7 protein-coding genes are annotated in these 13,767 nt (G+C 36.2%); 1 reads left to right on the top strand and 6 read right to left on the bottom strand.

The genetic code is table 11. The features are described 5' to 3' along the window. Position 1: 1 nt before the first annotated feature. From CSC80_RS08560 to CSC80_RS08580, 5 genes are read right to left on the bottom strand one after another with little or no spacing between them, the layout of a single operon-like run. On the bottom strand, positions 2–859 hold the full coding sequence (locus CSC80_RS08560; RefSeq protein ID WP_099191041.1) for a hypothetical protein: 858 nt from the start codon (positions 857–859) through the stop codon (positions 2–4). After that, positions 852–1,751, bottom strand: coding sequence for a transcriptional regulator (locus tag CSC80_RS08565; protein WP_099191043.1), 900 nt, complete (start codon positions 1,749–1,751; stop codon positions 852–854). Before CSC80_RS08565 ends, CSC80_RS08560 begins: the two co-directional genes overlap by 8 nt. A gap of 5 nt (positions 1,752–1,756) precedes the next feature. Further along, positions 1,757–3,106 carry a vanadium-dependent haloperoxidase gene (locus CSC80_RS08570; RefSeq protein WP_099191045.1) on the bottom strand — a complete coding sequence of 450 codons (1,350 nt, stop codon included), beginning with the start codon at positions 3,104–3,106 and terminating at the stop codon, positions 1,757–1,759. A 4-nt stretch (positions 3,107–3,110) separates the two neighbouring features. Next, positions 3,111–6,362, bottom strand: coding sequence for a VCBS repeat-containing protein (locus tag CSC80_RS08575; RefSeq protein WP_099191047.1), 3,252 nt, complete (start codon positions 6,360–6,362; stop codon positions 3,111–3,113). Beyond that, positions 6,352–9,708 carry a VCBS repeat-containing protein gene (locus tag CSC80_RS08580; protein ID WP_099191465.1) on the bottom strand — a complete coding sequence of 1,119 codons (3,357 nt, stop codon included), beginning with the start codon at positions 9,706–9,708 and terminating at the stop codon, positions 6,352–6,354. The genes CSC80_RS08575 and CSC80_RS08580 overlap by 11 nt, the downstream gene beginning before the upstream one ends. 275 nt (positions 9,709–9,983) lie before the next feature. Between CSC80_RS08580 and CSC80_RS08585 the strand changes: the two genes are divergently transcribed. Further along, positions 9,984–11,636: a solute:sodium symporter family transporter gene (locus CSC80_RS08585; RefSeq protein ID WP_074670153.1), complete on the top strand. Its 1,653-nt coding sequence runs from the start codon at positions 9,984–9,986 to the stop codon at positions 11,634–11,636. A 501-nt stretch (positions 11,637–12,137) separates the two neighbouring features. Here the strand turns inward: CSC80_RS08585 and CSC80_RS08590 are convergent. Further along, positions 12,138–13,748 (bottom strand): RagB/SusD family nutrient uptake outer membrane protein, encoded by a 1,611-nt coding sequence (locus tag CSC80_RS08590; protein ID WP_099191049.1) that lies wholly within the window; start codon positions 13,746–13,748, stop codon positions 12,138–12,140. Positions 13,749–13,767 lie beyond the last annotated feature (19 nt).

Here is a 13,767-nt window from a genome sequence, read left to right on the forward strand (position 1 = left end):
ATTATTTTATAGAATAGGTGTATAGGTTACCACCTTCACTATGTGCTTTTTCATCGGAAATTAGTAGGGTGTCATCATTGAGAAAACAAACCGATTCTAATTGAGAACGGGCACCTAGATCAATTTCTTGCATGTTGCCCTTTGTAAAATCATCCCAAGTAAAATCTGTAAAAATGAACAGCTTACCATAGCTAAGCGCAACGATTCTGTCCCCTTTTGGAGATATGTCAATGGATGTGATTTGGCATATTTTCCAATCTTTGCAAGGCGTAAATGAACCTACAAGGGTTGCCTCATAAGTACCCTTGGTATCTGGTACTGAGTAAATATGGGCTTCTCCTGTAAATGCTTTAGACCTGTTTTTGGTTACTATGAATATTTTACCATCGTGGTGAAAAATAGCTTCTGAATCGTAAAATAAACCCTCTTTTTTAGGTGGAAAATCTTTTTGGTCCGGATAGTGGAGCTTAATTTTAACAGCGTCAATTTTGTCTCCTGGTTCAATAGTAGGATTGGGTAGTTTATAGATGACCAAATCTTTTCTTTTGTTCGCATTGTTTCCAATATCACCAATATAGAGATTGCCTGCTTTATCAGTGGTTAAATCTTCCCAATCTTGATTGTCACCATTTTTAACTTTAAGACTTTTAAGAATATCTCCCTTAAGGTTTATTTGATATATTTCATCTTTGTTGCCACCATCTTCAATGACCCAAACTGTAGAATCGCCATAAGTAGCCAATCCAGAGTTTTCATCCAAACTGCCTTGCAAATCTGCAATTACTTTTAATTGACCGTAATTAGAGCACGAGGTGAATACAGATAAAACTAAAAATGTGCTTAAAACTATTTTATTCATCTTGATCAGCTAATGGCATAAATACTTCAGCTTTCCAACGCAAAGCATCGCCACCCATATTTGGGTTGTTAAAAAAGAATTCTATTGGATTTTTTTCTATGGCAATGTTCTTTTCTTCAGCGTAGTCCAATAAAGTGTACCAAGCTCTATCAGAGGTCATGTAGTTACCATTGTAAATAGCCTTAAGTGATTTTTTGCCAATGAACTCTTTATAAATAATATCTTTTATTTGAGGCAAGGTATCGCTTTTGATAATGGGGTAGCAAAAATTAAAGCTTATGCTATCATTTTGCATATTCCAATCTGTGGTTTCAATAAATGGAATACCGTTTACCTGAATGCCATTACTTGCTATTACGGAATTGAGAAAAGGATAACTCTCCATCATGCCAAAAGCCTTGGTTATTTGTGTGGTTTTGTGTTCAACGCAGGCACAGTAGGTAGAAGGTAGGTTATCTTCTCCCATAAATGTAACTTTAAATTCCTTTCTGTGGGCATTGAGGCTCTCAATGAAATCGGTCACCGTTTTTCTTGATTGTTTTTCAAAATCGCTATCGTAAAATGGGATTACAAGTTTATTGCCCATACTATGGTCTTCATCTTTTACATTCACGATTAATTGTGAAGTAGAATCCGTAATGGGGGTTATGTTCCAATTATAGATATGGGTAGAATCTCCGGTAACAACTTTTTGTTCTAAATTACCCAAGTTATTAAGCTGTCTTACAGTGGCATTTGGTAAGGTATTGTTCCAAGCTTTTAAAGCTTGATTTATAGTACCAGTGTTAGATTTGGCTACAACCCTTATTTGATAATCTTGTGGTTTAATAAGAAAATACCAAAGCAATGCAACCATTAATATGGCAATGGTTATAGTTAAGCCTTTTTTCATGCGAATTAATTATGTGCTAAACTTGAATTTTTCTTCATTTTAATTTTAGAGTTTAAAAGATCGCCAATTTTTCTACCTTGGCCAACACCTACTTCTACCGCAGCTCGGTAGTGAATTCCTCCGTACATTCTACTAATGGCAGCTTCATCGGCAGCTTCGTTAAAAGAATTGAATTTTCTTATAGGTAGACCATAAGGAGTTTCGGTATCATCTTCAAAGCTAAAATCATCGCCAAAAATACTGGTCAATGCTGTAGAGGCTGCACCGGATACTACACTGTGTCCGCTGGTATATTCCGGAAATGGAGGGGTTTGTAAAATAGGTTTCCAGTTTTCATCTATATGTTGGTTGATCAATGTTTCTGGCCTAATAAGGTTGCTTCGGTATTTTTCATCCCAACAGCTAATGAAACCGTCAGCAATGGCCATTGAAGTTTTGGTGTATGCAAATACCGTATCATCAAAATTACTATTGGTCTTTTTTGCCGCTATTTTTGTAATACCGATCCAATGTGCCCCTGGAGTAATTTTTTTGGTAGCGAACATCAAATGTCCTCTAGTTACCGAAACATAAGGGTTGCAATCCCAGAATTTGGCAATTGCCACTTCTTCAGATTCATCTCCGGTTTTGGTGATATCATTACTAATATTATAAACCTCAATAAGTTCTTTATAGAAGTCGGAGTCTTTTTCTAATGAGAATGGCGGTGGTGGTACTGGTTTAAACTGCGATGCCGAATCAATAATAAATGGGCGAATTTTATTCCAGTGTGGTTCTATACCATCCATATAAGCAGGTGGGGTAGGTTGCCATCTCCCCGGGTCGTCTGTATTGACCGTAAATTTAGGCATTGTTCTGGTTTGACTGTAATTGTCCTTGTTCATCCATTCTTTAATATGTTCTGCCACTTTTAAGCCGTAGCTTTTAGAGGCTTCAAATTCCGGTTCGTTCATATTTTTCCATTTTGTGAACAAACTATCTTGCAGTACATCAAATTTATCTTCAGAAAAGATGAGCTGTCTACTGATGTTCATATGGGCAATTAATGCGGATAATTGTGGATTTATAGCAGATGCCGTATCTATCGCCGGTATTGGTTTTAAATCCTTTAATTGACCGGACAAAGATTGGTAGTCAGGGTTTGTTTGAGCAACAATCTCATATGCCGCAATGTTTGGGTATGCAAATATTCTACTGGCTACTGGCGGAGAGAAAATATCATGGATCATGATATCTATAACATGGTCAATAGAATTATGTAGATCATCTGGAGAAATCTTAATTGGTTCTTGTTTTTTCTCTGTACAGTTTGCAAATAAGACCACTGCTAAAAGTATAAATACATATTTTTTCATTGTACTAAGGTTTGAGTATTTGGTACACCTCTGCTGCTTTGTCATTAAAGGTGAGCAATATATAATTGTTGTTGTTGAAATTGATTATGTTCATATTACGAATCGATTTTCCCGTTAAATCGAGACCAATTTTATTCGCTAAGGTAATATTGCGGTCGCTACTTATCAACGCCCCGGGAAAAGAATCAAAACGGCCATGGTATGGTTTAACTCCAAAATAATTTCCGGCTGCTAGTACCTCAGTTTTAAGATCTCCGTTAAAGTCAAATTCCAAGAAAGACATTATAGGTGCCAATTGCAGTTCATAACTAAAAGGGACAAAAGTGAATTTACCATTGTTATTTTTAAGATAGCCAGAATTTAAAGTGTGCACCTCTAAAATTTCGGCATTTGCTAGCATATTCTCACCTAGTATTTCATCTATGGGTTTGCCAGAGAAAGAATGGTAGTTGTTGAATTTTTTACGAAGCGAAACCATTTGGCTGGCTAATTCTTTTAATCCGTCTACAGGGTAATCTTTACCGTCTTTGTATGTACTTACAATGGTTTCGGATGCACCATTTTTATCAAGGTCTCCATAATACATTTTCATAGGATGTTCTTCTGATGTGGAGAACTTCGTATTCAAACCCCAATTGCCTAAAAGAAAATCTTGGTCGCCATCACCATCAATATCAAAACTAGTGACAGCCTGCCATAAACCGTTTAACTTATCGTTTTCTAAAGGATATATTTCTTTGAAAGTACCTTCATTATTTTCAAAAAACCTAGGGGACATCCATTCACCTACAAATAAAAGATCTTCCCATCCGTCGTTATTGAAATCTGTGACCAAAGCATCGGTAACCATACCTAGGTTCTCAAATGTATTTTTGGCTAAGCTAAAGTTGCCGTTTTCATTTTTTAATAAATAACTGTTAGGTTTATTTCCATAATCTGCACTTATAGATTGGTTGCAGACTAAAAGGTCCAAGTCATCGTCATGGTCGTAGTCAAGTTTTAAGAGCACGGATGTGTTCTCGAACATTTCGGGAAATTCTTTTTTAGAATAAGTTTGATTATTTGATACGTAGTAGGAATTTGTAAGGGGCTTCATTTCGTTGTAAAAATCTGCACCACCTGTCCCTACAATCAAATCGTTCTTTCCATCATTGTTAAAATCTGCAATTATCGAAGTGATATCCTCTTTAATACTATCCTTTTTTATCTCTGGATAATTCGTTTTTTGAAAGACAGTGTCACCTTGAATATAAACTTGAGAAGGAATGTATTTTGAGCCACCAAAGAAAATATCCTCTTTACCATCTGCGTTTAAATCGCCTACACTTACTGCTGGACCTCTGTCTGACATTTGATAAGGAATCAATTTTTGACGTAAATAATCGCTATAAGCATCTTCATTATGAATATAGTCAATGCCTAGGTTGTTCAATGTTTTTTTGAACAGTAATTGCTTTTGAAAGTGTAGGCTATTATAATCAAAAGGTTTGTTTTGACTTGGACTAATATTCAATGTTTGATTTACTGCTATATTTTTTAAAGTCTGATAGCTTTTGTCCGGCCATATGATTTTTAAGGAGTCAATAGTAGTAAGGTCACCGTACCCAAAATGAATTATAGGTTCTGAGGAAGCCTGGAACCCACGAACCGTATACATTTCTTTAAATTGCTGAACACCGTTTGCGTAAGAGAAAATTTTAGTGCCTATACCAAATTTGTTTTTTGCCGTATAGTCTAATTTAATCTTAAGCCAGTGGGCTTTATCATTAGTAGTGTTCTCTTGTATTTCCGCAGGGCTATAAAGATTGTTGGTGACTAAATCTAAGTCGCCATCATTATCTAGGTCACTATAGGCTGTAGCACCGGTTATTATAGTGTCTTGGGCAATCCAGTTTTTTGATTCATCGATAAATTGAAGGTCTTTTGAGCCCTTAAAAATCATATTCCCTATAAAACCCGATGGCATCATTTTAAGTGCCTTTTGATCTACAAGGTTGGTATTGTTGATTTTTGATCTAATGTTATCATTAGAAATATAGTTAATATAATCTAGATCATTAGGACGTTTAGGTATGCCGTTACTAATATAAAGATCTTGCTCACCGTCTTGGTTAAAATCCCCGAATAACGCGCTCCAGCTCCAATCTGTTGCCGCAACGCCACTTTGTAATGCGGTTTCTATGAATTTACCATCGGGTTGATTTACAGAAAGCATATTTCTTGTATACTGATTATGGTATCCAAAAGTTTCGGTTTTCATTTTTTGAATTTGGATATCATCATCACCCTCGGATGATTTGAGAACAACTTCATCTCTGCCCAACATATCCAAAGAAATTAAATCTGGTAAACCGTCATGGTTAATGTCTGCCACATCACTTCCCATAGAAAATCGTGTGGTATGTCCAAAAGCCTCTTTAATACTCTCTTTAAAAGTACCATCACCATTATTTAGGTAGTAATAGTCGTCCTCATGAAAATCGTTCCCAATATAAAGATCAGGGTAACCATCCTGATTAAAATCAGAAACGGCTATTCCTAATCCGTATCCATTTACTCCACCATAAATACCGGCTTCTTCGCTGACGTCAACGAATTTACCATTGTCATTACGTAGCAATTTGTCGCCAGTTTCGTAAATACGATTATGTCTTATTTGCGCATTACCGTAAGAATCTTGAGTGTGTATGGCATGGTTAAGGAGATATATATCTAAATCACCATCTAAATCATAATCCAAAAATGCGGCAGATGAGCTATAAGATTCAAAATCAAGATCAAATTCAGCTGCACTTTCTTTAAAAGTAGCATCTCCTTGATTTATGAACAGCTCATTATATCCATTGAATCCGTTTAGACCAACAACTGCACAGACATAAATGTCCAAAAGACCATCACCGTTTACATCTCCCATTATGGCTCCGGTATTCCAAGAACTATTACCCTCAACGCCTGCCTTTTCAGTAATATCTTCAAACTGTAAATTGCCTTTGTTGAGGTATAACTTATTCTTTACCTGATTGCCGGAAAAATAGATGTCAGGTAAACTGTCATTATTGATGTCACCAATGGCAACACCACCACCGTTATAAAAGTAGAGGTAATCTAATATGCTTAGGTCTTTGGTTTCGGTGAGTGTATTTTCAAAGGTGATGCCTGTCTCGTTAGCAGGGCGTTTTGTAAATAATTCACCGGAATTTTGTTTGCATCCTAACGCAAAAACCAAAAAAGATATGTACAATAACTTATTCCTCATTTAATCTATACAGTTTTGGAGTGTCGTCATTAATTGCGGCAATAATAAATTCGTTTCCGTTTTTATCCTTTATGGTTTTTAATTGTTTTACTTCATTACGTATAAAGAAACCACTGTCAGAATAATTTTGCCATTTAAAATTTAATTTACCGTCACCAAGTAGGACATTTCCATAGTTGGCATCTAGTCTAGAGTATTGAGGCTTAAATTCAAAATTATTACCTGCCATGACAAGGTCTAGGTTTCCATCTTTATTTACATCTAAACATTGAATGCCACAAATACATGAGAACTGTACTTGTGGTGGTAAAATTTTAATGGTGAAATTACCATTACCTTCGTTAATAGCAATAACAGATTCTGATATGTTTACCTGCTTTTGTATGGTATTATCTAGAATATCTTTTGAAAATAGGTCTTGAATAGTCTTCGTTGCATATTCTGAAGCTTTAATATTCTTCTTCTTCAGTGCTAATATTTGTGTTGTCAATTCTTTTTTCTGGTGTAACGGGTAATCGCCATTGTCATAGTTTTGGGTGGTAATTTGCTCAATGGTACCATCATTGTCAAAATCGTTCACCCACATTTTCATAGGCTTGCCAGGAGCTGGTTTGTAATGGATATTACTACCCATATTACCAAGAATTAAATCTTGATCGCCATCATTGTCTAAATCATAGGCCTCAACAGCTCCCCACCATCCATTTAAACTATCTAACGAACTTGTAAATTTACTAAGCCTTCTGCCAGAGTTTTTATAAATTTTTGGGCTTCCCCAATCAGATACTGTAATCAGGTCATCCTTACCATCACCGTCCATATCTACCCAGCTGGCATCCGTAACCATACCGGCATCTTTAAGGTCATATGCGGAACGTTCAGTAATATCGGTAAAAGTTCCATCACCGTTATTTGATAAGAATAAGTGGTCTGGGTTTACACCATACGTTCCTACAATACTTCTTGAACCTACAAAGACATCTACATCGCCATCGCCATCAAAATCTGAGGGAGAAATTACCGCAACATTTTTATTGATGCTTGGAAGTTTGTTGGTGCTTAAAGAGAAATTTCCTTTGCCGTCATTTATGTAAAGTCTAATTCCGTAAGAACCTTGATTGCCTATTTCATTACCACCGGTACCAACCATAAGGTCAAGGTCACCATCTTGGTCGGCATCAAAAAATGATGCTGTTGTATCTTCTAATTGAGCTTCTTCAACAAAGAAATTTGTTATGGGCTTAGAAAGTGAACCATTGCCATTATGAAGATATAGTGCGCCAGTTTGGTTTTTTGCACCACCAATAAAAATATCATCATTGCCGTCTCCGTTTACATCGCCAACCGCTAAACCAGGACCTTCTTCTGCCAATGATTTTGATATTAATCCTTCATTATCAAAGTCCATATAATTGTTTTCTTTATGGGTCAAGAAAGTATTGTTTTCTATAGATTTCAACAGGGTAGAGGCTTTGGTGTTTTTGACTTTGTAAATATCTGTAGCCTCTTCTTGGTTAAAGGTAATGGTCTGGTTTGCCTTTACGTTTTCAAGTTTTATTGTAGTGTCATTTGGCCATATGATACGGACAGAATCTATAGTTTCAGTAGTGCCCAAACCAATGGTCATAGGGTAATCTACAGAAGATTGAAAACCTCTAGAAGGCATTAATGTTTGCTCTATAATGTTATCTGTGTAATATAAGCGGGCCACGGTGCCTATTCCAAACTTATTGCCCTCTGCACCTCTGAATTTTAAAGTGATATGGTTGTTGTTAGACTGCGTTTCAGAATTGTTACGGTATACAAAGGCTTCCATGTTTACGTTGTTGACTACCAAGTCTAAATCGCCATCATTATCTAGGTCACCATAAGCAGAACCGTTTGATCTACTTGGCAGTTCAAAACCCCATTGTTTATTGTAATTACTGAACGTGATATCACCATTATTTCTGTACGCGTAATTTGGTAATGGGGTAACCGGCATTTTGTTTATAATAGAATCAATAGACTCCTTTCTTCCGGTCAATGCCATTTTTTGAATGATTTCATTGGCAAAGAAATCCACGAAATCAAGGTCTGTCAAATCATGGTTAATGCCGTTAGTGACGTAAATATCTTTTAGTCCGTCATTATCCATATCGAACATGAGTCCAGACCAGCTCCAATCTGTAGCTTCTACACCACTATAATATGCAATTTCAGAAAAAGAGCCATTACCATTATTAAGCTGCAGCGTGTTCTGAATATATTGCTGGTGGAAGTCTTTGCTCTGTTTTAGCTTAAAAATATTATAACCTTCAAATTCCATCACCGATTTTACACGTTGATCCGGTTCAGGTAGCATATCTGTAATAAAGATATCGGTAAGACCATCATTATTAATATCTGCCATGTCGATCCCCATGGCGGATAAACTTAGGTGATTGGTCCATTTTTGAATCTCCTCACTAAAGGTCCCGTCTTGGTTGTTAATGTATAAATAATCCCTTTCGTAAAAATCGTTGGAAACATAAATATCTGGGTATAGGTCATTATTGATGTCCACTACCATTACACCTAATCCGAAACCAATTAGACTACCATAAATACCGGCGTCTTCACTGACATCTACAAATTTTCCGTTGTCATTTCTTAAAAGCATATCGCCAACACCTCTAAAAATTTTTGGAACACCTTCCCAATCTTGGGCTCTTACTTCTCTTTGTTCGGCATACCCTAAGCTACTTACTGGTATATTACTGTTGTTTAGAATATAGGCATCTAAATCACCATCTTTATCATAATCAAAGAAAGAAGCATGGGTTGAAAAACCTGTTTCCGCTAAATTATACTCATGGGCTTTTTCTGTAAAAGTGCCATCACCGTTATTGATATAAAGATCATTGTCATGATTGTTTCCCTCCATATTACCAGCGTTACTAACATAAATGTCTAGGTAACCATCATTATTGATATCTGCCATAACAACACCCGTTGACCAAGGTTTGTTTCCTTTTACACCTGCCTTTTCCGATATGTCTTCAAATTTTAAATCTCCTTTATTTAAAAAGAGTTTATTGGGTTCCATATTACCTGTTAAAAAAACATCGGATAGCCCATCATTATTAATGTCTCCAATGGCAACACCGCCTCCGTTATAAAAATTGCGGTATTTGAAAATGTTGAATTCTTTTGAGTTCGCAACTTTATTTACAAAAGATATACCCGTTTCTTCAGGTTGTAAAAGTGTAAAAAGTGTAGGTTCACTATTATTTTCAAGAGTGTTACCGTCTTCTTTTGAACCGCAGGATTGTATTAGTAAAAAAAATAAGCCAAGCAAGCATAGCTTAAGAAAATTGAAGTTCATTCTTTTTATGTTTGAAATGGATTTTTGAGTAATAATATGCGCTGTAAAAATTGAGTTAGTCACCTGTGTAATAGGTTATTCAAAAATGATTTGCAATATAGCCAAATACCTAATATTTGTTAGGTTTATTTGCCAAAAGTAGACGTTAAAATTTAAAGAAATCGTTATAGTGTACGTAGTAAAATGCGAATAATGAGATTTTGCTGCATCTTTTTAGAAGTAATGAAAATAATCCAATATATTTAACCTTGACTAAGTAACAAACAACTCAACAGATGATAGGCATATTTTCTTTCTTAGGCTTCACCATATTGGTAGCCGTAATTTCATATTTAGCAACTAGAACAACAGATGAGCAAACCTCAGATGGATATTTTCTAGGGGGTCGAAGTCTAACGGCAGGCGTAATAGCGGGTTCTTTATTACTGACCAATCTTTCTACAGAACAAATTGTAGGGCTAAACGGTAGTGCATATACAGATGGTTTATCTGTAATGGCATGGGAAACCTTAGCGGCTATCGCAATCGTAGTAACAGCAATTTTTCTGTTGCCAAGGTATTTAAAAGGTGGGTTGACCACCATACCACAATTTTTGGCCAAAAGGTTTGATGTTACAACAAAGACCATCACTTCTGGTTTGTTTTTAACGGGGTATGTCGTAGTGTTGTTGCCTGTAATACTGTATTCAGGGTCGGTGGCGATTAGCGGTATGTTTGATGTGCCTACATTATTGGGGGTTTCTGATAGTACGGCATTGGTAATTTGTATTTGGGGAATTGGATTAATAGGATCCGTATATGCGGTTTTTGGCGGATTGAAAGCTGTGGCTGTTTCAGATTCTATTAACGCAGTTGGTTTATTGATAGGTGGATTGTTGATTCCGATATTCGGATTAATGGCTATTGGGGATGGAAGTGTTTTCGGCGGACTTGATATATTGGTAAGTGCGAATCCTGAAAGATTTGATTCTACGGGAAATCCAGGTCAAGAAGTACCTTTTGCAACTATTTTTACAGGAATGATGTTGGTACAGTTGTTTTATTGGGGTACCAACCAACAAATTATACAAAGGGCATTAGGGGCAAAAAACTTGGCCGAAGGTCAAAAAGGATTATTGTTGGCTTCATTTTTAAAAATATTAGGACCATTAATTTTGGTTTTACCGGGCATGATCGCATATCATTATTTTGATGGTGGTTTAGCTTCAAGTGATTTGGCTTACCCAGAATTGGTAAGGGCGGTTTTACCTAAGCCATTAGTTGGCTTCTTTGCAGCTGTATTGTTCGGTGCAATTTTAAGTTCTTTTAATAGTGTACTTAATAGTTCTGTAACCCTATTTGGTATTGACATCTACAAACAACATATTAACCCAGAGGCACCAGAAACTACGGTGGTAAAATACGGTAAAATTTTCGGGATATGTTTGGCGTTAGCGGCTATGTTCATAGCTCCGCTTATAGCAAATGCAGGAAGCTTGTTCAATTATTTGCAAGAAATCAACGGTATTTATAGCATTCCTATTTTCACCATAATAGTTGTTGGATATTTGACTAAAAGAGTTCCGGCTATTGCTGCCAAAGTAGGTATTCTTTCAGGTTCTGCATTATATATTATTAGTCAATTTTGGTTGAAGAATAAATTTGTAGATGCAGCATTGGCAGATGCTAATGCAAAAGGTATTACAGACCCTATGCAATTGAAATTGATTGAGGCTGATGCGTATCCTCATTTCTTGCACATAATGGCGATATTGTTTGTGACCAATATTGTTATTATGTTAATTATTGGTGCTATTAAACCAAGAAAAGAACCTTTTGTTTTGGAGTATACGGATCAAGTATCCATTACACCGTATAAGTATGTGAATCAGGCAGGTATAGCTATTTGTTGTATTGTAATCGGCATTTACGTGTTCTTTGCAAAGTAAGAATTTTACAACTCATGAGTTAAATAGTCACATCAAGTATTTGATGTGGCTATTTTGATTTATTTGTTAGCTGACCTATGTTTCATTCTATTTCTTGTTCAGTATAGAATAGAAAGTATTCTTGTAAATGAAATGATAGGTTGTATAACGCAAAAATACTTTAAAAACCGTACCGTATGTTGTGGCAAATGGCTGTTGCTAAATTCAAGTCCTCTCACCGTTAAGTTCTTGTGAACCATTGTTACCGGTATGAGAAAGAAATAATTTGTCGAGATAGAATGCTATGTAATAGCAAATATAACTGTAAGCAATAATAGGAAAAGATATTGTTTTGGTGTATTGAGTAATATTTCCATTGAATTTAGCCAATCTGGTTTGTAATCAGTCATTAGCTAATGAAATCTTACAGCTAATTTGTTCAAATAGCGTATTATATAAATAAAAAAAGCCTCCAATATGATATTGGAGGCCTTTTCAACTTAAACTAAAAATTATGTTTGCTTAGTATCCTGGGTTCTGTACTAAGTTAGGATTTGCAAGCAATTGAGCTTGTGGTATTGGGAACACATTGTAATCATCATTATTGATGGTTCCTTCGGCTTTAAATAACCAATCTCTACCAAATTGACCAAAGCGAATTAAGTCATTACGTCTCCAAGCTTCTTGGTATAACTCTCTTCCTCTTTCATCTAAAATATCTTGCTCAGATACGGTACCTAATAATTCTTGAGTATTACGTATAGTTCTTAACTCATTGATCATTGCCGTAGGATCACCACCACTTCTAAACATTGCTTCCGCTTTCATCAAGTGAGCATCAGCATATCTAAATACGATTTGATGACTAATAGAAGCTTCTCCATTTCTAGCAGCATACTTCTGAATACGTATACCTGTAGTTTCATCATTGTTAATGAAGTTTACGTTACCCGCACCATCTTTAAAGTTTCTTTTGAAAGTAAGAGGAGCTCCTTGTCTATCCTGTAATGGAGTTCCGTCTAGGTCATATTGTTGGTTGATAAGAAAACCATATCCAACATTTGATCCATTTACATAACCATCTTTTTCAGAAGCGTAAGGTTGATTGTCAAAAGGGACACCTATTGTTGGTACACCACCTCTACGTTCTTCTTGCCCGTCAACAGGGTTTTGGTCCGCATCTAATTCATTAGATTCAGAATCTCCTTCAAATAAATCGTAAAATTCGGCAAGGGTACTGAATCCGTTCCATCCACCACCTTGAATACTTGTGCTGTTATAGTGAAGTCCCATTACTACTTTGTTAATAGTATTAGCTTCTAGAGACCAAATAGTTTCGGTATCGGCATCTGGTAAGAAAAGATCAAAATAACCTTCTTGTAATGCATAACCATCGGCAGTAATAGCATCTACCAAAGAAATTACTTCTGCCATATCTGAAGCTTCTGGAGCTGTGCCAAGATAAATATGCTTGTTCAAAAGAACTTTAGCTTTTAAGTATCTTGCAGCGGCTTTACTTGCTCTTAAGTTAGCTTCGCCACTACCTGCAGATGTTGCAGGGGCATTAGCAATAGCCATATCTATATCGGCAAGAATGAAATCCAATGCTGCTTGACCCGTAAGTACTTCAGGTACAGAAGAAGATGGTAATTCGGTATCTCTATAAGGTACTTGTCCAAAGTTGTCAAGAATAACCCACATACTATAAGCTCTAATAAAGCTTGCGTCACCTACATTCTCTGTAGAAGGATTACTTCTAGAGTCTAAAACTTGAGATGCTTGAAGTTGGTTTCCGTTCCATTGCTGGAAAACATTTGTGATGAATGCATGCTGTCCGTCCCAATCGTGCGTATGTAAGACTCTCCAGAGACCATTATCGCCCCAGTCACCTCCACGCGTAGGAATCAAATGTTCATCTGATGTAACTTCTTGTAGAGCGAAGAAATTACCTTGATCGGCATATTGCCCCGCTATTGATCCATATAAATTCGTTACTGTTGATGATGGATCGGCCAAGCCTTGGAATCCGTCAGAAATGATCGAATCTGTTTCTTCTATTTCTAGGTCGGTACAGGAAGAAACCCCTACCAACGATAGAATAGAAAGTGTTAAGATTTTAAAATTATTTTTCATGATATACAATTTTTTTTAA

It is taken from the genome of Maribacter sp. 6B07 (assembly GCF_002700155.1).
Taxonomy (GTDB): Bacteria; Bacteroidota; Bacteroidia; order Flavobacteriales; family Flavobacteriaceae; genus Maribacter; species Maribacter dokdonensis.